This window comes from Ruminococcus sp. OA3 (assembly GCF_022440845.1).
GTDB lineage: Bacteria > Bacillota > Clostridia > Lachnospirales > Lachnospiraceae > Ruminococcus_G.
The window spans coordinates 744,520-769,556 of sequence record NZ_JAKNTO010000001.1 but is presented as its reverse complement, the minus strand read 5'-3'; the positions used below and the strand labels follow the sequence as shown (position 1 = coordinate 769,556).

Genomic DNA, 25,037 nt, shown 5'->3' with positions numbered 1-25,037 from the left:
TCGGTTCCCGGCAGCGCCTACTTTTTTCATTTCAGACTGCCCTCAAAAGTCCATTCAGTTAAAAACTCCATATGGCAATCCCACCACCTGCCACTCTCTGAAATTTCGTTTGAAACCTACTCTTCTTTCTCGACGGTTTTATAATTTATGTATACACTCTAGTACAGAATTTTGTGAATGTCAAGAAATATTTTCTGTTTTTTTACTATGATCCGACTCTGCATTATATCTTTCTGGCAAATTCTTTATACCACACTGTGACCGTTTCTATATTTTCTTCTATTATGGACGCTGCCTCCTCAGCTGAAAAACCCTTTGCAAACAGATTATTTGCTGTTATACGTCTTTCCTCCTGTCTTCCTTCTTGTCTCCCTTCCTCGATCATTTCCTTAATAGCCTGACACATATTAATTCCTCCATTCTCATTTTTATATACCATCTTTTGTTCTGTCAATTCCTTTGCGTTTGTCATAACGCTGATCACATCATAGGCGTCCTCCCTGAGGTCAGCGAACTCTTCGCTGTGTTTTTCTATGAATTCTTTCAGCCCTTCCCGCTTTTTTGCATTTTGCAGGAATCCGAAGACCAGCCTCAAATCCGTCTGGAATTGCTCTGTATTCGGGTACTTCAACACTTCCAGGACATGTAGCGGGTAATCTGCTACCGCAATTTTAAACTGATCAGACAGCCCTGTAAAATCAAGCATCTCGTGCAGGCTTCGCGCTCCGTCCCACTCCCCGCCGAAATAAAGTACCAGTGTCATAGTCGGCAGCAGCCGGTCATCACGGGATATTCCAGAGATAAATGCTGCCCCGCCAAGATCTTTTTTTACCCTGTGCCGCTTCCTCTTCTCCCGAATCTGACGTCCATACTCTGCAGCATCATATTCCAGTATCCGCACAGGCATCGCGTAATGAACCTCGCTTTGTTCCTCAAGTCCCACAACGGCAAACTGCGTTCCAAATGCCACCTTTCGCAGAATATCACGGAACCCGGAAGACGTTAACAGATCATCTGCATGTCTCCTGATAGTATTTGATTCGCTGTCCATCTCCCGTACATCCTCCTGACAGATAACTGGTTGTCCCCCAAAGTAAAATACATTCAGTAAATCCGCAAATCGGCTTCTGTCACTTAAATATTCTTTTGTCAACACATCTTTTTTTCGCACGCACACTCCATTTCTTCAAATGCACATTATTACTTTGCATAATTATATCAGATACGCCGCTGCATTGGCAATCCCCACATGCATTTGATGTTCTTTAATTTTAATCAACTGGAATACTTGGCCGAATGGCCATTGATACCGACAATCACATCGGTCATAATTTAAGTATACTTATTCTATCACAGCATGCAAAAATAAGCAACACTGACTAAAACCCAAGTATTTGACACCTGTTATAATTCCAAACTTTATCATCTTTATGCTATACTGATTACAACATCAAACAAGGAGGACTGCCGCTGTGAAGTACCGGAACATCATGAACATTTCCCTCCAGCAGATTCAGATATTTCTGAAATGCTGCAGGTATCTGAACTTCTCCCGTGTTGCAGAGGAATATAATTTTACCCCTTCCATGATCAGCAAGACTATTAAAAATCTGGAGGATCTTCTGGGGATTCCGCTTTTTGTTCGAAAATACCACCGTCTGGAACTCACCCCGGCGGGAAGGGAGCTGGAAAAGGGCTGGGAATCCATCTGTCAGACACTGGTAGAAGCTGTTACCAGAGCCTTTGATATCCAGGAACAGCTGTCTGCCCGTCTCCGGATCGGAATACTGGAAACCACCAGATTCTGTGCAGATTATATCACCATGAAGCTGGAAGACAATCTGTCTGACAGTATCATGAAAAATATTCAGTGGGAGCGAAGAGATATGCACCATCTGCCTCAGGCGCTGGAGGATGGGCAGGTAGATCTGATCATTACGTGGTCCGGTGAGGTCCCGTATCTGGATGCCCGGATCAGCAGCTGGAAAAAAATTTTTGACTCGCCTGACGCAGTATTTATTCCCCGCGGGCATCCGCTGTTCGATAAGCCGCTGACATCCCTTGCAGCGTGCCGGCCCTACCCGTTTATCACGCTCTCCCCTGCGAGCTACCCTCACTATTATGAATATCTGGAAACACTCTGTAACGCATATGGGTTCTCACCTCTTCTCTCCACCCTTTGCGGCAGCACAGACTCCGCCCGCTATAACCTTTCCATGGGAAAAGGTATCTACGTAGCCCCCAGCCTGCTCTGTGCAGACTGGGAAACCGAGGATATTCGCAAGCTGGAACTTCAGGGGGAGGCCCAGTCCGGGCTGATCGTGGCGTGGAAAAAAGGAACTTTGACTCCGGTCATGGAACAGATCATCAGCCTGATCGCCAGCTGATCCGTCCGCTATACTCTCACTGTGCCATTTTGGAATCGTGTATTGCTTACCTTTCGTTTTACGGCAACTCCTTCCACCGTTACAATAAAAACAGTTATTAAATCAGTGACATACTTGGGAGGTAATCAACATGACAGACGAGAGAAATTTTTTAAGCTACTCCGCAGCAACCTTTGAAAATCTGGCCAACTGGCCCAATGCAGAGGTCCCGCTGATGGCGCTTGTGACTGAGCTGATTCCGGAACTGTGTCAGGTTCCGTATGACTATCTTTTACGGGACGACCCTGAGGCTATGGCGGAGTGTACACTGCTGGTTCAGGAATATCTGAATCTGGACACCATCATTGCCAACCTGGATATCTACAATTTTGAGGCGGAAGCTATGGGTGCCAGGCTCCGTTTTTACCCTGACCACTGTTCCGATATTGACCGAAGCGAATACTTCATCCAGACCCCCGCAGATCTGAATAAGATCAAATTCCGCGGATTAGATACCGGGCGGTTTCCTTATCTGCTCCGCTACTGTGAAGCCTATAAGAAATATACCGGTACGGACACCTTCCCCATGTTTTCCGCTCCCTGGACTTTAGCCGGTAATCTGTACGGAGTTGACAACCTGATTATGGATACCGTAGAGGACCCTGAATTTGTAACAGAATTTCTGAATAAGATTGTAGATGATTTTCATGTTCCCATGTTCCATGCGCTGGCTAAAGTTCTCCCCGGTTTTCATCAGGTATCTCTGGCAGACGCTTTCGCCTCAATTCCTGTAGTCACCCCGGAAATCGTACGCAAATTCATCAAGCCCTCACTGGAGCGCCTGATGGAACGGCTGAATATGCCCGGCATATCCATGCAGGACACCGCCTTTTTCGGAACGGCCCAGCTGTCCGGCGAAGAGCGGAAGGAATACGAGGAATTTATTATCTGGTCCAACGATATGTTTTTCTGCATTGACCCGGATCTGACTGAGCTGACGCCGGAATATGCCCGGCAGGTGGCCACGGACCATCTGGTTCCCCTGATGGCGGGAATTTCCGCTAAACAGGTGGAATTCGGCGCCATCAAGGAGACCGTAGAGATCATCAAAAATTTTGTCCTGAAGGGCAAAAACGGCCCCACACCGCTGTTTTTCTTCTTCAACAACCTTTCACCAAAAACAGCGATTGATCAATTACTGGCCGCGACCAGAGCAGTGCGTATCTACGGTGCCCCCGGAGCCGATGAAAACACCCCTTATGAGCTTCCTTCCGTCATCCCGTTTGAGGAATTTCTGAGGGATAAGATCAGACACAATCAGGCTGGTTATGCATTTCACTGGCTCAAAGTCTCTTCCATATCCCTGTAAAGATACTTCAGAGGGAGACCGGTTAACCGGTCTCCCTCTGCTTTTACATCATCTCCTGATTACGGTCTGTGCTTCACCCGTCCCCTGAAAACACATATCATACTGTCATATTTCCGAATAGATTCGTAGGTTTCTGCTGGTCAGCTGATATACATCTCCCCTTACGTTGCCAAGCGACGGTATCTGCTGTCTTGCATTCGCAACCTCATCCGGGGCGATCCAAGCCATAACCAGGGTTTCTTCATCCCCGCCTTCTGCCAGGACCTCACCCATGGGACTAATGATCATAGAATGACCGTGTGCCGTAAACGAAGGTTTATCTCCGCACTGACAACACGCCAGCACATAGCAGGTGTTTTCAATCGCACGCGCACGCAGCAGCGTTTTCCAGTGTTTTTGTCCGGTCGCCCTCGTAAAATTTGCAGCCACGATCATTACTTCTGCTCCATTTCCCGCCATGATCCGGTACAGCTCCGGAAACCGTACATCATAGCAGATCGACAGCCCAAAGCATGCAAGTGCAGTATCCGCCAGCACAATTTCGTTTCCCGGCTCTATACCGTCCGACTCCCGATACGCCGGCCCGCCTGCCACCTCAACATCAAACATATGTAATTTCTTATAATCACAGATACAGGATCCGTCGGGTCCAAATATCAGGCTTGTATTATACGGATTCCCGCGATCATTTCCCTGCGTGATGCTTCCCCCGTGAATATAGATACCGTAATCTTTGGATTTCGAGGAAAAGAACTGATCCCACTGTCCGGGAACCGTCTTTGCGTGCTCCCTCATCTCTGTTCCGATATAGTCGACTGTCTCAGGAAATACCACAAGAGAAGCACCTGCTGTGGCTGCTTTATCCAGCAGCGCTTCAGCACGCCACATATTCCTCCGTTCATCCGCCCCGGAATCCATCTGGACCAGGGCAGCTTTAAATGAATTCTTTCTCATAAGACACTCTCCTGCCTGCTGCATCCCTTGCAAAACAATTAAAACAGAAAAACCGCTACTCCATATGGAGGAAGTTTATACTCAAAAGAATACGGTCTTCTGTCACACGGTTTTGCCTGTGCAGTGTACTCCACTTTACGAATCACGGTTTCGCCTCCGAATTTCGGATCAGCGCTGTTTAAGATCAGACGGTACTTTTTCTTTTTCGGTACACCCACGCGGTAATCCCTGCGTTCAATCGGCGTAAAATTGCAGACAAACAGCAGATTATTCCTTCCCGTAGGAGAATGTCTGACAAAACTAAAGATGCTCCGGTCCCCGTCATCAGCATTGATCCACTCAAAGCCCTCCGGATTTCTATCCATCGCATACATTGCCGGATATTTCTTATACAGGTTTAAAAGCTCCGCCACAAATGCCTGCAGTTTTTTATGCTTATCCTCCCGCAGAAGATACCAGTCGAGCTCCCGTTCCTCACTCCACTCACGAAGCTGGCCGAATTCCTGACCCATGAACAGCAGTTTCTTGCCGGGATGCCCGAACATGAAGGAATATCCTACCTTCAGATTCTCAAACTTGCTCTCCAGAAGTCCCGGCATCTTATTGATCATGGAGCATTTTAAATGAACCACCTCATCATGTGAAAGCACCAGTACATAGTTCTCGCTGTAGGCATATGTCATGGAAAAAGTCATCCTGGTATGGTTGTATTTTCGAAAATACGGATCCAGCTTCATATATTCCAGAAAATCATGCATCCATCCCATGTTCCATTTCAGGCTGAAGTTCAAACCATCTTCCTCAACCGGACCGGTCACTTTCGGCCACGCGGTCGATTCCTCCGCGATCATCACCGCCCCCTTATTGCGTCCCAGGATTACGGTATTAAGATGTTTAAAGAATTCGATAGCCTCAAGATTTTCATTCCCGCCATACTTATTAGGCACCCACTGCCCGTAATCCTTTCCGTAATCCAGATACAGCATGGAAGCCACCGCATCCACGCGCAGTCCGTCTATATGGAAGTATTCAATCCAGAACAATGCACTGCCGATCAGGAAGTTTTTGACCTCATTTTTTCCATAATCAAAGATCTTTGTCCCCCAGTCCGGATGCTCACCCTTTCTCGGATCTGCATATTCATAAACCGCCGTACCGTCAAAATCGGCAAGACCGTGCGCATCCCTTGGAAAATGTGCCGGCACCCAGTCCAGAATAACACCAATTTTATTTTTATGAAGATAATTAATTAAATATTGAAATTCTGCCGGCGATCCGTAACGCGAAGTCGGAGCATAATAGCCTGTCACCTGATATCCCCAGGAACCGTCAAATGGATACTCAGCGATCCCCATCAGCTCCACATGTGTATACCCCATCTGTTTCACATAATCTGTCAGCGCGTGCGCAAACTGTTTATAGTCGTAAAATCCATCTTCATTTTCATCTGCGACCGGATGTTTCATCCAGCTGCCCGGATGTACCTCATAGATCGACATAGCTTCATCTCTTGGTTCACTCTCCGCACGTTTTTTCATCCATGCACTGTCACCCCATTTAAGATTTGAAACATCCGCAATCCTGGATGCCGTACCCGGACGCTTTTCAGCCCAGTTAGCAAACGGATCTGCTTTGTACAGACCTTTCCCATTCTTAGAAGTGATATAAAACTTATACAGATCACCGACTTTTGCTTCCGGAATAAAACACTCAAACACACCGATGTCACCTGCTTTTATCATCGGATTAGCCTCTTCCACCCAATCATTGAATTCTCCGATCACAGAAACAGCTTTAGCCTTTGGCGCCCACACGGCAAAGTAAACGCCTTTCTGACCGTCAAATGTCATTGGGTGCGCACCCAGCTTTTTATAAATCTCATAATGCGTTCCCTGGCCAAATAAATACTGATCCAATTCCCCAAAATACGTCTTTTCCATACCTATTCTCCTTCCTTGGCGGATGTATATAAAATAACCGATCCGCTTTCTTCCAGCTGGACAGCCAGGCGGCCCTCCTCCACCGGACAGATCTCACCGGAAACGGCATTGATATATGTTTTTTCCGGCAGTGGTACCGGCACCTGTATCTCTGCGGGAACTTCGTCGTTGTTCACCGCGATAACAACCGCTTCTTCCTCTGAGGTTCTTGCAAACGCATACTGCCTGTTTGTCAGAAATATTTCCCTGTATTCTCCATATATGGAAACAGGATGGGTGCTCCTGACTTCCCCAAGCTTTATGATCCATTCCATCAGATCCGGGTGTGGGTTATCATCCAGAACCTCCTGGAGATTGACAGCCGGCCGCAGGTAATCATCATTCGGTCCTTCCTTACGACCGTCAATGCCCCATTCTGATCCATAATATATGGATGGAATGCCGGGCAGCATATAAAGAAGTGTGTACACCACAAAGCAGTGCGAGAACACATTCAGTTTGCTCGCAATACGATCCACATCATGGTTATCAACAAAAGAATACAGCTTTAATCCTCTGTAAACTCCCCCGCTGCTGTCAAATTCACGCCGGATGGTATGAGCGATTTCAAAATAATTGTGATCGTTATGTCCGGAATACAGCCCCTTATGAAGCTCATAATTGGTAACACTGTGCAACATATTTGTTCCATCGCCAATGTAACGCGAATAATCCCCATGAATCACTTCGCCCATCAGCCAGAAATCGTCTTTCCACTGTGAAGTCCGGCGCCTCATCTCCTCCATGAAATAAAAGTCCAGGCAGTCGGCACAGTCCAGACGAATACCGTCTATATCAAATTCCGTGATCCAGTAGCGGATCACTTCCAGCAGATATTCACGGACGGCTTCTTCCTGAAGGTTCAGATTCACAAGTTCGAAACAGTTTCTCCATGCCTCATAAGAAAACCCATCATGATAAGGGTTATCTCCTCCGAACCAGATACCTTTATACCAGCTGCAGTACGGGGAACTCTCCCTGTTTTTCCGGATGTCCTGAAACGCGAAAAATTCTCTTCCCGTATGGTTAAAAACCCCGTCAACCACCACTTTTATTCCCCGGCTGTGGGCATCCTCAACGAATGCCTTGAAATCTTCATTATCACCGAGCCTCCGGTCCACCAGCTTATAATCCTTCGTATCGTATCCATGGGATGTGGATTCGAACAGCGGTCCGATGTAGATGGCTGTACAGCCCAGGTTATCTACATGATCCAGCCACGGATGCAGCTGTCTGAACCTGTGTTCCACCCCTTCCTGTGTATTTTCCCTTGGCGCTCCCGTCATACCGATCGGATACATGTGATAGAAAACTGCCTCTTCATACCATTTTCCCATAATCTGCTACCCCTTTTTCCTTCTTTATTTTCTGCCCTAAGAGTAAATACCATACATAAACTGATGAACGATGCTTCTTATCTGTTCATCGGTAATTTCCATCATCTCATCTTCGCCGAATTCCTGCTGACGCATCATCAGATAGTGATCCATAATCCCTATGAACCCGACAGCAAACTGCTGCTGGCGCCCGTTCATATTGCCCAGCTGTCCGGACGCATCATCGAAAATACAGACAATTCTGTTGTAATAGTTCTGTATCAACGGATAGACAGTCTTAAATCCCTCATTTTCTCTGCCGGAATAAAACAATGCCAGCATCAGCAGGTAACACTTCCGGTATCTCACTGCAAAATCAAAATATGCCTTCGCCACATGAAACAACAGGTCCGGAATCTTGCCCTGAACCTGAACTGCCTCATCCAGATTTTTATTCAACACCTCACAGTAAACCTTTAGTACATTTTCCAGCAGGCCCCTTTTACTCCCAAAATAATAATACAGTGTGGGTTTCGTTATACCGGCAGCATCCACAATCTCCTGAACACCCACCGCATCATATCCCTTCATGTAAAAAAGGCCGAGCGCACACTGTAAAATATTTTCTCTATTATCCATAAGCAACTTCCTTTCGGATTTTCCCTGACTTTAATTATACCAATCGGTATAGAAACTGTCAATGTTATCGGGGCATTCGCGTCTGTTAAAATGACCCATTACACAAAACCGGGAGGACACCGTATTATGTTTCCGATGTTCTCCCGGTTTCTCATTTTACCCTGGTAAAAAGTTGTTTTGCATTTTCACTGGTGACAGATACCACCTCTTCATACGATATTCCCTTCAGCCGGGCAATCGCCTGTGCGACATAGGTCAGATATAACGAATGATTCCGTTTTCCCCGATACGGCACAGGTGCCAGATACGGACAGTCCGTCTCAAGAAGCAATGACGAGAGCGGCGCATATTCCACCACTTCTTTCAGCTTTTTCGCATTTTTAAATGTGATAACGCCTCCAATGCCAAGATAAAGCCCCATATCCAGATATTCCCGTGCAGTTTCTTTTGAATAAGAAAAACAGTGGATAACACCCCCGATTTCTCCACCGCGCAGCGCTTTGACCATATCAAGCGTATCTGCGGAGGCTTCCCTGCTGTGCACGATAAGCGGCAGCTTTTCTTCCCTTGCAAGCTCCATCTGGGCTTCAAACCACTTCTTCTGGAGTTCATGTTTTTCCTTATCCCAATAATAGTCAAGGCCGATTTCCCCAACCGCAGCCGTCTTCCCATGGCGGCACAGCATACGGATCTCTTCCATCAGTTCATCCGTCATGTCCCCAACTTCATCGGGGTGCAGTCCCACCGCCCCGTAGATAAATGGATACTGTTCCATCAGCTTCACGGTTGCATAAAGTCCCCGTACGCTTGCGGATGCGTTAACAATGTATTCAACCCCATGATCCCTCATCATACCAAGCAGTTCTTCTCTGTCCGCATCAAATGCCTCATCATCATAATGCGCGTGACTCTCAAATATCATGACTGACTCCTCTGCCATTAACAGATCTCTGCCCCTGCCGGCAGATCCTTCTCAGGCACCATGAGGGACAGCTTTCCATCTTCATCTTCCGCACACAGAATCATCCCCTCGGACATCACGCCTGCCAGCTTTGCAGGTTTTAAGTTAACGAGTACCATGACCTTCTTGCCGATCATATCCTCCGGTTTATAGTCCGATTTGATACCGGATACGATCTGACGCACCTTACTTCCGATCTTCACCTGGGAGCAGAGAAGTTTTCTGGACTTCGGTACTTCCTCACACGCTATGATCTCACCCACCTGGAACTGCATTTTCATGAAGTCATCATAAGAAATTTCTGCCTTCGGTTCGATATCAATAAATGGGCTTTCGGGCTCTTTACTCTGAGCTTCCTCAGCCTGCTTTGCTTCTACCTTTTCCAGAACTTCCTGAATGTCAAGACGTGCAAACAGAATCTCCGGTTTTTCCGTGACTTTGGTGCCGGACGGATACAATCCAAACCGGTCTAATTCATCATAAGATCTTCTGCCTGCGTTCAGCTGACCAAAAATCTTCTCTGCAGTTTCCGGCATATAGGATTCCAGCAGTGAGGTACCTATGCAGATACTTTCTACCAGATTATAAAGAACTGTTGCAAGCCGGTCTTTTTGGCTCTCTTCTTTTGCGAGTGCCCATGGCATGGTTTCATCAATATATTTGTTACAACGCTTAAACAGGGTGAAAATTTCCGTCATGGAATCTGCCACACGGAGTTCTTTCATTTTATTCGCTACTTTATCTCTTGTTGCCTGTACCACAGCCTTCAGCTCATCATCCACTGCTTCATTTACCCCGGTATCCGTGACAACACCGCCAAAATACTTGTTTGACATGGAAATTGTGCGGTTTACGAGATTGCCCAGAGTATTGGCAAGTTCAGAATTCATGCGCTCAACCATCAGCTCCCAGGTGATCACACCATCATTTTCAAACGGCATCTCATGCAGTACGAAATAGCGTACGGCGTCAACTCCAAAAAATTCTACCAGTTCATCTGCATACAGCACGTTACCTTTTGATTTACTCATCTTTCCGTCTCCCTGAAGCAGCCACGGATGCCCGAAAATCTGTTTCGGCAGGGGAAGATCAAGTGCCATCAGGAAGATCGGCCAGTAAATGGTATGGAAACGGATAATATCTTTTCCGATCAGATGAAGATCCGCCGGCCAGTTTTTGTTAAACAGTTCTGTGCTGTTTCCATCACAGTCATAGCCGATTCCCGTAATATAGTTTGTAAGTGCATCCAGCCACACATAGGTCACATGCTTCGGATCAAAGCTTACAGGGATACCCCAGCTGAATGAAGTCCTGGAAACGCACAGATCCTGTAGCCCCGGAAGCAGGAAATTGTTCATCATCTCATTTTTCCTGGAGACCGGCTGTATAAATTCCGGATGCGTATTGATATGCTCAATCAGACGGTCAGCATATTTGCTCATCTTAAAGAAGTACGCTTCTTCTTTGGCCGGCGTCACTTCACGCCCACAGTCCGGACATTTTCCATCCACCAGCTGAGATTCCGTGAAAAAGGACTCACATGGTGTGCAATACATTCCTTCATAATGCCCTTTATAGATATCTCCCTGATCATAAAGCTTTTTAAAGATCTTTTGTACCTGAGCCTCATGGTCCTCATCTGTAGTTCTGATAAATTTATCATAGGAGGTGTTCATCAAATCCCAGATCCTTCGAATCTCTCCCGCAACATCATCTACGAACTCTTTAGGTGTGATACCGGCTTCCTCCGCCTTCAGTTCAATCTTCTGTCCGTGTTCATCCGTTCCCGTCTGAAAAAACACATCATATCCCTGCTGCCTTTTGAATCTTGCAATACTGTCCGCCAGCACGATCTCATATGTGTTCCCAATATGCGGTTTTCCAGAAGTATAGGCAATCGCCGTCGTCATATAATACTTTTCGTTTTTCATTTTCTTCCTCCTGATCTTGATTTTTCTGAAACAAAAAGACCCGTCTTCCACAAAGAAGACGAGCCGTATCACCCGTGTTACCACTTCCGTTCGTCCATACCTCACAGTATGAACCTCCCTGGGTACAACTATACCCGCTCGCTGTAACAGGCGAATCCTGTCGCAGCCTTGCAGTGCCGTGCACTGTTCGGTGCGCCTCTCAGAAGCCATCTTCCCAGGGTATCTGTTCATCCCTCTCAGCATTCGGGATTTCTCTGTAAAACCGGTTACCATGGTACTCTCTTCGTCACGGTGTTTATATCAGTTTTATTTCCTATGTATATAGACTAGCACAAGGAAGCGGTTTTGTAAATAATACATTTCCAGGAAAAATCCAAAAAACTGTTGACAGCCCTGAAAAATGTGATATACTATAACAGTAATCATTATCATTATTGAAAGGAGGATGCATGGGAGCTTTAAAATATAGTCGCCAGCGCGAATCCATTAAAGAGTTTTTAGCCTCCCGTAAAGATCACCCCAGTGCGGATACCGTTTACGAGAATATCCGGCAGATTTACCCTAATGTAAGTCTGGGTACTATTTATCGTAACCTGGCCTTACTTGAAAGTATCGGGGAAATCATGAGAATTACGACAGGAGACGGAGCAGACCGATATGACGGCAACATAAAGCCGCATCATCATTTCATCTGCACCAGATGTCACAGTGTCATTGATCTGGATATGGAAAACATCGATTACATCAAAGAAGCGGCATCAAAAAATTTTAATGGCAGCATCGATAATTATATCGCACATTTCTATGGTATCTGTGAAAATTGTACCGCATCATCCAACGATATGTTATAATTCAAAATAAATAATTATAAAAAAGGTATTGACATTCTTGGAAGGATGTGGTAATTTAAAATAGTAATAATTACTATTATTAATTCAAAACAACTGTTAACAAATATATCAAAAAGAAAAGGAGAAACAAACAATGAAAAAATTCGTATGCAGCGTATGTGGTTATGTTCATGAGGGAGATGCAGCACCAGAAAAATGTCCACAGTGTGGAGTACCAGCTGAAAAATTCACAGAGCAGTCCGAGGGAATGTCATGGGCAGCAGAACATGTTGTAGGTGTAGCTCAGGGCGTAAGCGAAGATATCATAGAAGATTTAAGAGCAAACTTCAACGGAGAGTGTTCAGAAGTAGGTATGTACCTTGCAATGGCAAGAGTTGCCCACAGAGAAGGATATCCGGAAATCGGCCTCTACTGGGAAAAAGCTGCTTATGAAGAAGCAGAACATGCTGCGAAATTTGCTGAATTACTCGGTGAAGTCGTAACAGACAGCACAAAGAAAAACCTGGAGATGAGAGTTGCTGCAGAAAACGGCGCCACAGCAGGAAAATTCGATCTTGCAAAACGTGCTAAAGCTGCTAACCTGGATGCGATCCATGATACAGTTCATGAGATGGCAAGAGATGAAGCTCGTCACGGAAAAGCATTTGAAGGCCTGTTAAAAAGATACTTTGGTTAATTTAAATACATAAGGAGGCGGACTTTCCGCCTCCTTTTATTATGTCTCCACAGATGATTGACTTATGCCTCATGCCGTAATATACTTATATCAATCCATATTTTGACATAATTGTATTATATTTCATATCGGAAACCAACGAACAAATTATGAACCCACAGCCGCAGCAGACAATCCCGATAGGAAGTATGCGCATGGTCACATGCTCACGGTAACAGAAGGAAATCTGAATTGTTAAAGAAAGACATTCCGGTATGAAATCGAAAAATTCTTCATCCAAATCCAAATTCCGCCTCAGTATCCTGTGCACACTGATTTTTATCATTTCAGTCGGCACTCTTTTTGTTGTATATCAGCGTAGTCTGAATACCCAGTTTAAGCATATGGAGACAGAGAACCTCACTGCCCATGCACTCACCCAGAGCCAGTATATCAGCACTTTACTCGCAGATCTGCAGGGACGCATGAGTGCGGCGGCGAAAGTACTGAGCTCTCCTGCCGTAAATCCGGAAGGAAAGTGGGCAACAGAGTATCTGGAACAGCTCTGTGAAACTTCTGAGTATTCTGTACGGTATGTAACTGCTGAAGAATGTTATGATATGGCCGCGAGCCCCGCTGCTTTGGCGGAGGATATTAATATTTACAAAAAACTGATATCTGGTGAAAGCGCCATTTCCTCCATACATTACTCTACAAAGCTGAATGATTATTACTTCGCACTCGATCATCCTGTTCAGAAAGACGGACAGACGATCGGCATTCTGCGATGCATCGTCAGAGCAGAACTGCTTCTGACTCCCATACCGACATCTTCTTTCTATGAAAACTCAGCACAATGTATTGTGGACTCTGATGGAAATATTCTCTACGGTGACTTTATCCAAAACTGGATGGGCGTAAATTTCCTTGAGGCACTTGCAGAAAAAAATGTATCCGCTGCATCCCTCGACAGCCTTAAGCCTGCATTAAAAGCCGATTTTAACACCACCGTCAAGCTCAGGATTAATCATACAAGTTATTTCTGTTCCAGCGTCTCTTTGGGTTATAGCGACTGGAACCTGGTACAAATATACAAAACAAGTGCCGTCGATGAAGTATTGCAGAAAATCTTAAAGAATACCATTGCCGTCAGTTTAGCGGTCATATTTTTAACAGTACTGATTGCCATGCTTGTTTTTCGGGTAATTATTAAACAACATAAGAAAATCCAGCTTGAGGAGGCACGTTATACGGCATTATCCAACTTTACCGACACCATTCTGTTTGAATATGATGTAAAGTCTGACCAGATGGAGCTTACTCCCAATGCCACTCAGCTGCTTGCACTTGAAAAAACTACGATTGAAAATTTTATGAGCCACAACTTTCAGGCGCTTTATTCTGACGACCTCCTTCCGCTTAAGAAAATGATGGCATCCTGCATGAACAGTACCAGCCAACAGTCTCTGGAAATCCGTCTGCTGCAAAAAAACGGGCAGTGGGTATGGTGTGAATGTCTGGTGCAGCCGGTAGCTGCGGAGGACACGGTTGTGAAACTGATGGGAAAACTTTCTGACATCAGCAGCAGAAAGGCCAGAGAACTAAGACTGCTGAAACAGACCAAAACAGACCCTTTAACGGATCTGCTGAACCTCGACGGAATCCGGTCTTCTGTCGATCAAGAACTCGCAGAGAAGAAAAACGGCTTTTTATTTATGATGGATATTGATAACTTCAAATCTGTGAACGATACTTACGGTCACGACATCGGCGATCAGATTCTAAGGGAAGTGGGCAGTCTTCTGCATCAGTCATTCCGGGAATACGATCCTGTCGGACGGATTGGCGGAGATGAATTTATAGCCTTTCTGGGCGACACCTGCAGCAGAGATATCGCCTGTATGAAAGGAGAGCTGATTATTCAGCGTTTTTCTGAGCTTAAGCTTGACGGTATTCCCCGGATATCGATCAGTGTAGGAATTGCTGCCTGTCCTGCCTGCGGTACTTCTTATGATGCATTATATAAAGCGGCAGATAAAGCGATGTACGAAGCTAAGAGCCGCGGAAAGAATCAGTTTTATTTTTATGAGTGTGAATAGAAACGCAGCTGCCTTCCGATACTTTTATTATATATAAACGCTATCGGAGAATAACAGATATGGAAAAACTTTTTAAACTGAAGGAACACAATACCACCGTCCGCACTGAAGTCACAGCCGGTATCACCACATTCCTGACCATGGCATACATCCTCGCCGTCAATCCAAACCTTCTGGGAGCCTCCGGTATGGATTCCGGAGCAGTCTTTACAGCAACAGCCCTGGCCTCTGCTCTGGCGACCTGCATTATGGCTTTATGGGCTAACTACCCCCTGGTTCTGTCAGCCAGTATGGGGCTGAATGCCTATTTCACCTATACGGTCTGCTTACAGGACCTGAAGGGAATCGAAGACCCCTGGCGTATAGCCCTGACCGCTGTGTTCATTGAAGGTGTTATTTTTATCATATTGTCTTTCTTCAGGCTGCGTGAGTCGATTGCCAACGCTATTCCAACCAACCTGAAACACGGTATTACCGCGGGTATTGGACTGTTTATCGCACTTATCGGTTTAAAAAGTTCGGGTGTCGTAGTGGCAAATGACGCTACCCTGGTGGATCTCGGACATTTTTCCAGCCCGCAGATGGTATTATGCATGGCTGGTGTTCTTATCATAGCCATTATGAACCACTTTCATATTAAGGCTTCTATCTTATGGGGCATTCTGATCACCTGGGGACTCGGTATCCTTGCTCAGCTGACCGGCTGGTATGCGGTCAACGCGGAGAATCCCTCTTTGCTTCCCACATTTACTGCCGCCTCTTTTGTTCCTCCGTCCATAGCGCCTACTTTTTTAAAATTTAACTTTTCCTGGATGATGGAACATCTCTCACAGTTTATCGTGATCGTTTTTTCATTTCTGTTTGTTGATATGTTTGATACCATTGGCACAGCGATCGGTGTGGCTGACAAAGCAAATCTGCTCGATAAAGACGGAAACCTGCCGAAAGCCGGGTGTGTGCTGACATCCGACGCGATCGGGACCGTTGCCGGCTCTATTATGGGTACCTCTACGATCACCAGCTTTGTTGAATCCAGCTCAGGTGTCGCGGAGGGCGGCAGAACAGGACTGACCGCTCTGACATCCGGAGTTTTGTTTATCGCCGCCTTATTTTTATCCCCGGTTTTTTTGGCAATTCCCTCTTTTGCTACAGCCCCTGCGCTTATCATGGTAGGGTTTTTCATGGCATCTTCCATTCGGAAAATGGATTTTGAAAGTGACGTCGCCGACGCAATCGGTGGATATCTGGCATTTTTGATGATGCCTCTCACCTATTCCGTAGCAACAGGCATCATGTTTGCGATGCTTTCATGGTTTATCATTAAGTTCTGTACAGGTCAGATTAGAAAGATTCACCCGGTAATGTATATTGTATGCGCGCTCTTTATTATCCGGATTATGATACAGATCCTGTAGCAAAAAATCAGACCTGAATTTCCCATGCCCGGGCAACTCTGTATAACTCACTGAATATCTGACAGACAGAATCGATATTGTTTTCTTGTTTTGCCATCGGGCGCCGTCACTGAAATGCAAAAACTTTCGCCCTTTACGACAGGCATTGAAAACTCTGATTTTGATCTCACTTCCCTTTGATCAATATAGATCCTGCTGTTGGTCGACGATGAAATCGGGCATAATATCATATCGTTTCCTTTGCTCTTCAGGATATACTCTGTTTGGTAAGGATTGAACGGTGGTTCGCACTTCGCATCCGGAAAATGTACGTAGCTCAGCAATGCATTATTACTTTCATTTAAGCCCTCGGTAAATAAAATGCCCAGATTCAGCGCTGCATAATGCAGGTCCACACAGAAATCCCCTTCTATGGTAATCTTTGTTGATCCAAAAGAATCTGCCGCCGGCCGAAGGGTAGGTCTAAGACCTTTTTCGCCCTCATCCACTGCCCGCTGGACCGCCCGCTCAAGATTATTCAGATAAAGGCGCGCATCCAGCACATGGTCGTCATGACCATTATACAGTCTTCCGTCTGGACAATGACCAGTCTTACACCGAAATGCCTGAAGTGCAGACAGATAACGTTCCATCGCACTCTCAGGATTCCCAAATTGCAGCCACCCGGAACCCGGTGCCAGTTCAATATTGCAGCCAAATGCATCTGATGAAAAGATGTCACCCGTCTCTTCATTGACCAGCAGAACAGACCCGGGCGTATGTCCCGGCATCGCATATGTTTTCAGACGGCATCCGCCCAGGTCGAACACATAACCTTCGTCAACCTCCAGGAAGCCTTCCGGTTCATATCCAAAAGACCGCACCAGTTCATTATCCCTGGAATTCATGTAAACTTTAACCCCTGCATCCAGCATCCGCTTCCCCTGTTGAATATGATCCGGATGACCGTGAAGTACGATGGCGTCCCATGGCACGCCGCCTGCCAGCAAATCTGCAAATCCTTTCAAATCCCCGTCTGGATCGTACCCCAGATCAATCAGCAGACCCCGTTTTTTCCCTAACACAAAGTACAGCTTATCACGGTCAAAATCCATGATTCTCAGAATTGTCGGCTGCCCTTCTTTCTGCTGCATCACACGATAGCGGTACTGTGTACGCGCGGGCAGCTTGATACAATAACGAAAGCTTACTTTCTCACTGTCTTCCCATCCTTCCCGGACTGCAAATGCACGGATCGTGGTCTCTGTTTTTACTGTTTGATCACGGTCGCTGGCGCTTGGAAGTGTAATCAGTCCGTCCTCCTGACGGTAAACAGGACTGTTTCTCGTTGGTTCTGATCCATCCGCAGTATAGTGGATTACCGCCTCCGGCGTAGCTGTCCGAAGATCTACATGTACACCACTGTAGTCATATGTACCGGGTTCTGGATAACTGGTTGGTACTGCTGTTTTCAATTTGATTCCTCCCACCATAAAATCTTTTATGTTCTATATCATTCATCTTACCATCACAAAATCCCCTCGGCTAGAAGGCCTTTCTCTGTATAAGCTCTCATAAAAGGAGAAGACCCGCTGTAGGAAGCGGGTCAATGTCAAAAAAGAGTTTATATAACTTGCTTTTTAACGTTTATTATAATATGCCTTTTCATCCAGTCTTTCAATGTTCAAACTTGTCTAATAGTTTATGTATTTTGCTTTTATCGGGTTTCGTCAATCCATCTGCGGACATCTCTTACCCATGCATGAAATCTCAACGGATCATTCTGACAGGTATGGGTATCTTTCAGTACAATCTCCGCGCAGTTATTCTTTGTTTGGTTCAGCATGTTTTTAATATATCCTTCCATAAACTCCGTATTATCCGGCTTATAATTGTTCAGGTAATAGGATGGATTTGGCTTCCAGGAATACACCGTCTTTTTGCCGATTCTATCAGCACACTTTTCAATATCCGCCCACGGGGATACGGAAATCCTCCTGATACAGTCAAATGTGAGCACATATTTCAGCTTGTCCTCCACGGGTTCACAGCACCCGTAAGATGTCAGGCCAAAACGATCCGCGACACTCTTTTCATGTTTCTGTACAAACTCCCAGTGCTGCTCTGGTCCCACCATGGTGAACTCCTGAGACTCGGTAAAACCCCAGAAATCCTTCAGGTCCGTGCAGACTTTGTTTTCATTTGGCAGATCATGTGTATAACTCATTCCGCCCGACCCGTTGTACGCCTGGTTTCCATTGGTTGTCAGAAGCCCCATTTCAAGATATTGGTCCAGCAGTCTATGATAACCCTCCTCCATGATTGCCATAGCTTCATGCAGCATCTGCGGCTCCTCATAGACATCGTACATTACCTGCTCCAGACCGCGGAAATCTGAATATGTCTCCATCATGGCAAAGTAAAGGAATTTTTTCCCGACCAACTGTACATCCAGAATATCTCCGAGTAAATCCTGATGCAGTTTAAGTTTTTCCATCGTTTCTTTTTCGTGGTAAATGATTTCCGGGGCGCCCAGTCTTGAAAGCTGATCAGGTTCCTCAATTACAGGCTCAAAATGCATTCCCCGTGCTTCAAAATCAAAATCATTTTTCCACGCAAGGGGTACGCTTCCCAGACAGTTATCCACATAACTTGCATTTCCAAACGCTGAATTCTTGTGATTTGGATTCTGCTTATCCCAGCCTGTATCTGAAATTAATTTTTGTACTTCCCAGATATTTTCCACCGGAATGTCATCCCTGATCACATCTGCGCGAAACAGTCTTGCACGCAGCAGCCACTCGATCTCTCTGGCCTCATCACTTCTACACTGCAGTGATTCCGGCCTGATGATCTCCCACCATGACATTTCGGGAAATACCGCGACAACCGGGTCTGTTGTCTTAAGATCGTTGTGAGCAAACCAGAGCTCTCTCTTTTTTTCCATGTCCGGACGCTGCGATACATCATGTACCTGTTTTGCCAGTTCCCGGATAACACATCTTTCCTCTGTTGTGATTCGTGTCTCTGTCATTGAACAATCTCCTCCAAAAGTATTGTTTGTTTGCCTGTTTCTTGTTTCAGTATATCCTTTGCTATCAATATATTCCATACTTTGATTTGCCCAAAACTTAGGCAATATTGCCTTTTTCTTTTGTCTGTGCTATTCTGAAAAATAATAATATTTTACGGACAGGGAGGTACTATGAGTATACTGACAAACCCAAAAGAAGCAGGTGTTCTTCCGAAATCCTCAAGATTTTACTTTGCCGCACCTACATTGGATGGACAGGAATGTGATATGTTCTATTATCTTGTGTGGTGCGGGCACTTTTTCTGCACCCATGAATACTTTTATCAGCGTAAATCCTATCCTTACTGCTTATTGATCTATGTCGAGTCCGGTCTGTTCCATATTAAATTTCGAAACTGTGAATTTGATGCTCAGGCCGGGGATGTTGTGCTGCTGGACTGTCGGGAAGAACATTGCTATTCTGCCCATGACGACCTGGAATTTTATTATATTCATTTCGACGGAGTCAATTCCCATGAACTGTGTAAGTATATGTTAGACAGATCCGGTCCTCTGATTCGATCTCAAAGCAATGTTTTGATACGCAGCCTTATGGTGGATACGGTATCCTATTATGAAAATAATAGCTATGAAAATCCGATGGACACTTCTATGCGGGTATACAGATTTATTCAGCTTCTCATGGCACCAAAGGATCATAATTCCGAGGACAGCAATCCCATCCTGAGAACACTGCAATACATTCACAGGCATGTTTCAAAGCAGCCTTCCCTGAAAGAATTGTCGGAGATTGCTCATTTGAGCCCTTATTACTATTCACGCCTCTTTAAAAAAGAGACCGGTCTGTCACCGCTTGAATACTGCCTCAATCTCCGTCTCAGTCAGGCAAAAATTTTACTTGCCACAACAGACAAACCCATAAAGGAAATTGCCGATGAATTGGGTTATGCCCACAGTGCCAGCTTTACCAGTGTTTTTACCGAAAAAACCGGCTGTTCACCCAGACAGTACCGTAAATTGATGAATTAAAGCCTTCGGCGGACATGAGGAGAGGCCGCTGCAAAAAGCAGCGGCCTTTTATTTAAGAAGAGTATTTATACTTATTAGCGTGTTTCTTCAATCCATCTGCGGACATCTTTAACCCATGCATTGAATCTCATTGGATCGTTCTGGCATGTATGTGTATCTTTCAGTACGATCTCCACGCAGTTCTTGTCTTTTGTAACATTCAGCATGTTCTTTACGTAGCCTTCCATGAACTCTGTCTTATCTGGCATGTAGTTGTTCAGGTAGTAAGATGGGTTTGGTTTCCAGGAGTATACATAATCCTTACCCATTCTGTCAGAACACTTCTGAATATCTGCCCACGGAGACACAGAAATTCTTCTCAGGCAGTCAAACTGTTTGATATACTGCAGCTTGTCTTCAATCGGCTCACAGCATCCATAAGCTGTCAGTCCGAATCTGTCTGCGACTTTTTTCTCATGTTTCTGTACAAATTCCCAGTGCTGTTCCGGTCCTACCATAGTGAACTCCTGGGATTCTGTCATACCGAAGAAGTTCTTCAGGTCTGTACATACGCTGTCATCGTTTGGAATTTCATGTGTATATGTCTGTCCGCCTGATCCGCTGTATGCCTGATTACCATTACATGTAAGCAGACCCTGCTCCAGATACTGATCCAGAAGTCCGTTATAGCCCTCTTCCATGATTGCCATGGCTTCATGCAGCATTTCCGGTTCTTCATAGATATCGTACATAACCTGCTCAAGGCCACGGAAGTCAGAATATGTTTCCATCATCGCAATGTAAAGGAATTTAAGACCTACAAGACGTACATCCAGGATATCTCCAAGTACGTCCTGATGCAGTTTCAGTTTTTCCATCGTTTCTTTTTCGTGATAAATGACTTCCGGTGTGCCCAGTCTTGACAGCTGATCCGGTTCGTCGATGATCGGTTCAAAGTGTTTCGCACCGGCATCAAAATTAAAGTCATTTCTCCATGCCAGCGGCACATCACCGAGGCAGTTATCACGGAAACTTACATTAGCAAATGCTGCATTCTTGTGATTCGGATTTAATTTATCCCAGCCTGTATCGGTAATAATTTTTCTTACTTCCCAGATATCATGCACGGGTACATCATCGTTGATCACATTGGCGCGGAACAGCTTTGCACGCAGGAACCATTCCATCTCTCTAGCCTCGTCACATTCGCACTGCAGAGATTCCGGTGTGATGATCTCTCTCCAGGACATCTCCGGGAATACTGCAACTACAGGATCTGTCGTTTTCAGTTCATTGTGGTTGTACCACAGTTCTTCTCTTGTTTTCATCTCCGGTCTCTGGGAAACTTCTTTTACCTGTTTTGCCAGCTCACGGATAATCTCTCTCTCTTTTGATGTAATCATCTTGCTTTTCCTCCTTTAATTTCCTCTCTGCCTTTTATGTAATTCTCATTCACATTTCAAGGAATTTGCTCTTAGTTCTTCCTTGAATCTGATGTCATTGTACTCTATTATTCATTCCGTTAAAATACTATGTCTTGCCAAATCATGCACTAATCTTGCTTTTCACAGTGCCCCACTTCATTTCCCGATTATAACTTGTTTTCTGGTAATTACATATTTTTTATATTGCATTGATAATAACTGCTTTTACGGTTTCTTGCTTTATAACAAAAAACGATCATACGCCGTTATGCCTTCCGGCAATACCGGCGAATGATCGCTTTTCATATATTTTATTTCTAGTAGGAAAGTTATGCCTGTTGCGTGGAATCCGTGATAAGAATTGCTCTCATCAGTGTTTCCTCTGTGATCTCATCACCCACGAGTTCTCCTGTCAGATTACCCTGTGCGATCGTCAGTACCCGGTTGCTGATTCCCATGACCTCCGGCATCTCCGAGGAAATGATGATGACCGCCAGCCCTTCTTTCTCCGCCAGCTCTGCGATCAGTCTGTATATCTCTGATTTCGACCCTACATCGATACCACGCGTCGGCTCATCCAGAATCAGCAGTTTCGGACCGATCGTCATCCATTTCCCCAGTACTACCTTCTGCTGGTTTCCCCCGGATAGATTTCCAACCGGCTGCTCGGAACTCGGTGAGCTGATCTGCAGCTTGTCATGATATTCTTTATAAATCTCATACGATGCCTTCATATCCACAAAGCCCGCCTTTGAGATCATCGGCAGTTTCGCCAGCGCCATGTTGTCACGGCACGACTGCTCCAGCACCAGGCCCTGTTCCTTACGGTTCTCCGTAACAAACCCGATCTTTGCCTTTACCGCATCCACACTGGACCGGATCTTCTGCTCCTTGCCTTCCAGGTAGATCTTTCCCGAATCCGCCTTGCGGATACCGAAGATTGTCTCCATGATCTCTGTACGTCCCGCTCCTACCAGGCCGTAGAATCCCACAACCTCCCCGGCATGGACGTTAAAGGAAATATCCTTAAAATATCCCTTCAGGGACAGGTTTTCTACCCGCAGCACTTCTTCCTTCGGGTTCCATTTACATTTATAGTAGTAATTGTCGAGGGAACGGCCGATCATACTGTTTACGATGTCGTCCAGCTCGATGTCTTTGGTCACAAATTCACCGGTCGGTTTTCCATCCCTCATCACCAGCACACGGTCGCTGATCTCGAAGATCTCATCCATCTTGTGGCTGATATATACCATACCAACACCCTGGGTTTTCAGTTTGTTGACAATCTTAAACAGAGAATTCTTTTCTTTTTCTGTCAGGGAAGACGTCGGCTCATCCAGCACGAGGATCTTTGCGCCCAGGGCGATTCCACGGGCGATCTCCACCATCTGCTGCTGTGCGATCGGCAGTGCCGAGATCGTGTCCGTCGGTTTTGCCGGGCACTCCAGTTCATCCAGAACCTTCTGTGCATCCGCATTCATCTTCTTCCAGTCAATCCTGCCGCCTTTTTTCGGCAGGCTGCCCAGATACAGGTTCTCTGCTACGGTTAAATCCATTACTAAGGATAATTCCTGGAAAATTAAGACAACACCATCATTTTTCGCCTCAATAGGACTATTGTAGCGAACAGGTTTCCCCTGGTAAATGATCTCACCCGAACCCTCATCAGCGTGGTATACTCCGGAAAGCACTTTCATCAGTGTTGACTTTCCCGCACCGTTCTCTCCGCACAGTGCCAGTACCTCGCCGTATTTCAGATTCAAATGAGCATGATCCAATGCCTTAACACCGGGAAAAGTTTTACTGATATCTTTCATTTCAAGAACATATTCATTGCTCATTTACATTTCCTCCGGTTTTACATTCAAAATGAATATCTCTTTGCCGGAGCCGCTTACACGGCTCGGCAAAGTAATTATTAGCTTTTACTACAATTTAAGGAGTGCCCAATTCTACCATTCTTCCAGTCCGAGAGAATCCACGTTATCCGGTGTTGCTACCGGTGTTTCAATGTAGTTATAGAATTCTTCCGGTTCTTCGCCTGCTGCCAGCTTCACTGCCATATCCAGTGCTGCTTTTGCATCAAAATGCGGTGACTGCATAGCTGTAGCCTGAATTTTTCCATCTTTTACATACTGTACAGTTTCGTAGCTTCCAGCTGCTGCTGCAAAGATCTTAACATCATCCTGACGTCCTGCTGCTTCGATTGCATTCCATGCACCGAATGCCGCATTGTCATCGAATGTGAAGACTGCATCAAGCTCACCCTTGCCATATTTAACAAGGTAGTTTTCCATTACCTGCTGGCATTTTTCACGGTTACCTTCACCTGTCTGGCTGTCAAGTACCTGGATATTTGTTCCTTCGATACCTTCTTTCAGACCCTGAGAACGTTCCAGAGATGTTGTGTATCCTGCAGGTCCTGCAATTTCAACGATCTTAGCATCATTTCCAAGAGCTTCAACCATAGCCTGTGCAGACTGCTTTCCTTCTTCTACATTTGAAGGTCCAACGTAGCATTTGATGAATTCTTCACCGGATTCAGCAACATTTGTGTTTGCTGTCAGACACGGGATACCAGCTTTATTGATTGCTCTTACAGAAGCAACAGCTGTCTCACCGTTAACCGGCCATACGATGATAACATCGCATTTCATGTTGATCAGGTCCTGAATCTGGTTAGCCTGTGTTGTAGCATCACCCTTCGGGTCAAGGATCTGAAGGTCAACGCCTTTTTCTTTCGCATAGGAATTCATTGTGTCGTAGTAAGAAGTCTGGTATGGGTCCTGTCCGGAGTTGTTTACAACCATACCGATTTTTGCGCTGCTTGCATCGCCAGAAGCTGCCGCATCATCTTTGGACGCGTCATCTGCTGCTGCATCATCCTTGGATGCGTCGTCTGTTGTCGCTGCATCATTTGTTGCTGCTGAATCTTTGCTGCTGCCGCCGCATCCGGTCAGGAGCATAGATGCTACCAACGCTGCGCTGATTACTGCTAATAATTTTTTCTTCATTTCTCTTCCTCCTGTTTCTTGAAATGATATTTTATTAAAA

The 25,037-nt window shown here is 45.5% G+C and carries 19 protein-coding genes and 2 other annotated features (1 of these 21 running past the window's edge); of the genes, 7 read left to right on the top strand and 12 right to left on the bottom strand.

The annotated features are described in order from the left end of the window. Positions 1 to 142: a binding site (T-box leader), on the bottom strand (it extends 102 nt beyond the left edge of the window). 81 nt (positions 143 to 223) lie between these two features. Further along, the gene (locus MCG98_RS03565; protein ID WP_240300463.1) at positions 224 to 1,051 is read right to left on the bottom strand and encodes a transposase; all 828 of its coding nucleotides are present in this window, start codon (positions 1,049 to 1,051) and stop codon (positions 224 to 226) included. Positions 1,052 to 1,472: 421 nt separating this feature from the next. On the opposite strand from MCG98_RS03565, the gene MCG98_RS03560 reads away from it, so the two are divergent. Together MCG98_RS03560 and MCG98_RS03555 are read left to right on the top strand one after the other, a co-directional pair. Beyond that, on the top strand, positions 1,473 to 2,387 hold the full coding sequence (locus tag MCG98_RS03560) for a LysR family transcriptional regulator (protein ID WP_240300462.1): 915 nt from the start codon (positions 1,473 to 1,475) through the stop codon (positions 2,385 to 2,387). A 130-nt stretch (positions 2,388 to 2,517) separates the two neighbouring features. Then, a complete protein-coding gene (locus MCG98_RS03555; protein ID WP_240300461.1) occupies positions 2,518 to 3,735 on the top strand; it encodes a uroporphyrinogen decarboxylase family protein in 1,218 nt (405 codons plus the stop codon). Between the two features lie 105 nt (positions 3,736 to 3,840). On the opposite strand, the gene MCG98_RS03550 is transcribed toward MCG98_RS03555, so the two are convergent. The 6 genes from MCG98_RS03550 to metG all read right to left on the bottom strand — a co-directional run bounded on the left by MCG98_RS03550 (position 3,841) and on the right by metG (position 11,536). Then, positions 3,841 to 4,689, bottom strand: coding sequence for a carbon-nitrogen hydrolase family protein (locus tag MCG98_RS03550; RefSeq protein ID WP_240300460.1), 849 nt, complete (start codon positions 4,687 to 4,689; stop codon positions 3,841 to 3,843). A 38-nt stretch (positions 4,690 to 4,727) separates the two neighbouring features. Then, positions 4,728 to 6,629: a 1,4-alpha-glucan branching protein GlgB gene (gene glgB / locus MCG98_RS03545; protein WP_240300459.1), complete on the bottom strand. Its 1,902-nt coding sequence runs from the start codon at positions 6,627 to 6,629 to the stop codon at positions 4,728 to 4,730. Positions 6,630 to 6,631: 2 nt separating this feature from the next. Next, positions 6,632 to 8,005 (bottom strand): alpha-amylase family glycosyl hydrolase, encoded by a 1,374-nt coding sequence (locus MCG98_RS03540; RefSeq protein WP_240300458.1) that lies wholly within the window; start codon positions 8,003 to 8,005, stop codon positions 6,632 to 6,634. A gap of 36 nt (positions 8,006 to 8,041) precedes the next feature. After that, on the bottom strand, positions 8,042 to 8,623 hold the full coding sequence (locus tag MCG98_RS03535; RefSeq protein ID WP_240300457.1) for a TetR/AcrR family transcriptional regulator: 582 nt from the start codon (positions 8,621 to 8,623) through the stop codon (positions 8,042 to 8,044). Between the two features lie 151 nt (positions 8,624 to 8,774). Further along, positions 8,775 to 9,545: a TatD family hydrolase gene (locus MCG98_RS03530; RefSeq protein ID WP_240300456.1), complete on the bottom strand. Its 771-nt coding sequence runs from the start codon at positions 9,543 to 9,545 to the stop codon at positions 8,775 to 8,777. A gap of 17 nt (positions 9,546 to 9,562) precedes the next feature. Further along, positions 9,563 to 11,536: a methionine--tRNA ligase gene (gene metG, locus MCG98_RS03525; RefSeq protein WP_345891708.1), complete on the bottom strand. Its 1,974-nt coding sequence runs from the start codon at positions 11,534 to 11,536 to the stop codon at positions 9,563 to 9,565. A 30-nt stretch (positions 11,537 to 11,566) separates the two neighbouring features. Continuing rightward, positions 11,567 to 11,814, bottom strand: a binding site (T-box leader). Positions 11,815 to 11,964: 150 nt separating this feature from the next. Between metG and MCG98_RS03520 the strand changes: the two genes are divergently transcribed. The 4 genes from MCG98_RS03520 (at position 11,965) to MCG98_RS03505 (ending at position 16,535) form a co-directional block, all read left to right on the top strand. Further along, on the top strand, positions 11,965 to 12,366 hold the full coding sequence (locus tag MCG98_RS03520; protein WP_240300454.1) for a transcriptional repressor: 402 nt from the start codon (positions 11,965 to 11,967) through the stop codon (positions 12,364 to 12,366). Positions 12,367 to 12,499: 133 nt separating this feature from the next. After that, complete coding sequence (locus tag MCG98_RS03515; protein ID WP_240300453.1) at positions 12,500 to 13,042, top strand: NADH peroxidase; 543 nt, start codon at positions 12,500 to 12,502, stop codon at positions 13,040 to 13,042. Positions 13,043 to 13,296: 254 nt separating this feature from the next. Then, complete coding sequence (locus MCG98_RS03510; RefSeq protein ID WP_240300452.1) at positions 13,297 to 15,120, top strand: diguanylate cyclase; 1,824 nt, start codon at positions 13,297 to 13,299, stop codon at positions 15,118 to 15,120. Between the two features lie 59 nt (positions 15,121 to 15,179). Further along, entirely contained in the window at positions 15,180 to 16,535 is a 1,356-nt protein-coding gene (locus MCG98_RS03505; RefSeq protein WP_240300451.1) for an NCS2 family permease, read from the top strand. Positions 16,536 to 16,582: 47 nt separating this feature from the next. On the opposite strand, the gene MCG98_RS03500 is transcribed toward MCG98_RS03505, so the two are convergent. Beyond that, positions 16,583 to 17,989, bottom strand: a complete 1,407-nt coding sequence (locus MCG98_RS03500; RefSeq protein WP_240300450.1) for a chitobiase/beta-hexosaminidase C-terminal domain-containing protein — start codon at positions 17,987 to 17,989, stop codon at positions 16,583 to 16,585. A 242-nt stretch (positions 17,990 to 18,231) separates the two neighbouring features. Beyond that, complete coding sequence (locus tag MCG98_RS03495; protein WP_240300449.1) at positions 18,232 to 19,548, bottom strand: hypothetical protein; 1,317 nt, start codon at positions 19,546 to 19,548, stop codon at positions 18,232 to 18,234. 171 nt (positions 19,549 to 19,719) lie between these two features. Between MCG98_RS03495 and MCG98_RS03490 the strand changes: the two genes are divergently transcribed. Continuing rightward, positions 19,720 to 20,577 carry an AraC family transcriptional regulator gene (locus tag MCG98_RS03490; protein ID WP_240300448.1) on the top strand — a complete coding sequence of 286 codons (858 nt, stop codon included), beginning with the start codon at positions 19,720 to 19,722 and terminating at the stop codon, positions 20,575 to 20,577. A 74-nt stretch (positions 20,578 to 20,651) separates the two neighbouring features. Here the strand turns inward: MCG98_RS03490 and MCG98_RS03485 are convergent, their stop codons facing one another. From MCG98_RS03485 to MCG98_RS03475, 3 genes are all read right to left on the bottom strand, one after another. Beyond that, positions 20,652 to 21,959, bottom strand: a complete 1,308-nt coding sequence (locus tag MCG98_RS03485; RefSeq protein ID WP_240300447.1) for a hypothetical protein — start codon at positions 21,957 to 21,959, stop codon at positions 20,652 to 20,654. Positions 21,960 to 22,309: 350 nt separating this feature from the next. Beyond that, positions 22,310 to 23,824: a sugar ABC transporter ATP-binding protein gene (locus MCG98_RS03480; RefSeq protein WP_240300446.1), complete on the bottom strand. Its 1,515-nt coding sequence runs from the start codon at positions 23,822 to 23,824 to the stop codon at positions 22,310 to 22,312. A 111-nt stretch (positions 23,825 to 23,935) separates the two neighbouring features. Next, positions 23,936 to 24,997: a sugar ABC transporter substrate-binding protein gene (locus tag MCG98_RS03475; protein WP_240300445.1), complete on the bottom strand. Its 1,062-nt coding sequence runs from the start codon at positions 24,995 to 24,997 to the stop codon at positions 23,936 to 23,938. Positions 24,998 to 25,037: the final 40 nt, after the last annotated feature.

Excerpts from the sequence above, each read along its gene's own strand:
- MCG98_RS03485 (WP_240300447.1), bottom strand. The coding sequence starts at position 21,959 with ATGATTACATCAAAAGAGAGAGAGATTATCCGTGAGCTGGCAAAACAG.
- MCG98_RS03520 (WP_240300454.1), top strand. The coding sequence starts at position 11,965 with ATGGGAGCTTTAAAATATAGTCGCCAGCGCGAATCCATTAAAGAGTTT.
- MCG98_RS03490 (WP_240300448.1), top strand. The coding sequence starts at position 19,720 with ATGAGTATACTGACAAACCCAAAAGAAGCAGGTGTTCTTCCGAAATCC.
- MCG98_RS03535 (WP_240300457.1), bottom strand. The coding sequence starts at position 8,623 with ATGGATAATAGAGAAAATATTTTACAGTGTGCGCTCGGCCTTTTTTAC.
- MCG98_RS03515 (WP_240300453.1), top strand. The coding sequence starts at position 12,500 with ATGAAAAAATTCGTATGCAGCGTATGTGGTTATGTTCATGAGGGAGAT.
- MCG98_RS03530 (WP_240300456.1), bottom strand. The coding sequence starts at position 9,545 with ATGATATTTGAGAGTCACGCGCATTATGATGATGAGGCATTTGATGCG.
- MCG98_RS03510 (WP_240300452.1), top strand. The coding sequence starts at position 13,297 with ATGAAATCGAAAAATTCTTCATCCAAATCCAAATTCCGCCTCAGTATC.
- MCG98_RS03565 (WP_240300463.1), bottom strand. The coding sequence starts at position 1,051 with ATGGACAGCGAATCAAATACTATCAGGAGACATGCAGATGATCTGTTA.
- MCG98_RS03495 (WP_240300449.1), bottom strand. The coding sequence starts at position 19,548 with ATGACAGAGACACGAATCACAACAGAGGAAAGATGTGTTATCCGGGAA.
- MCG98_RS03555 (WP_240300461.1), top strand. The coding sequence starts at position 2,518 with ATGACAGACGAGAGAAATTTTTTAAGCTACTCCGCAGCAACCTTTGAA.
- MCG98_RS03505 (WP_240300451.1), top strand. The coding sequence starts at position 15,180 with ATGGAAAAACTTTTTAAACTGAAGGAACACAATACCACCGTCCGCACT.
- MCG98_RS03550 (WP_240300460.1), bottom strand. The coding sequence starts at position 4,689 with ATGAGAAAGAATTCATTTAAAGCTGCCCTGGTCCAGATGGATTCCGGG.
- MCG98_RS03540 (WP_240300458.1), bottom strand. The coding sequence starts at position 8,005 with ATGGGAAAATGGTATGAAGAGGCAGTTTTCTATCACATGTATCCGATC.
- MCG98_RS03480 (WP_240300446.1), bottom strand. The coding sequence starts at position 23,824 with ATGAGCAATGAATATGTTCTTGAAATGAAAGATATCAGTAAAACTTTT.
- glgB (WP_240300459.1), bottom strand. The coding sequence starts at position 6,629 with ATGGAAAAGACGTATTTTGGGGAATTGGATCAGTATTTATTTGGCCAG.
- MCG98_RS03475 (WP_240300445.1), bottom strand. The coding sequence starts at position 24,997 with ATGAAGAAAAAATTATTAGCAGTAATCAGCGCAGCGTTGGTAGCATCT.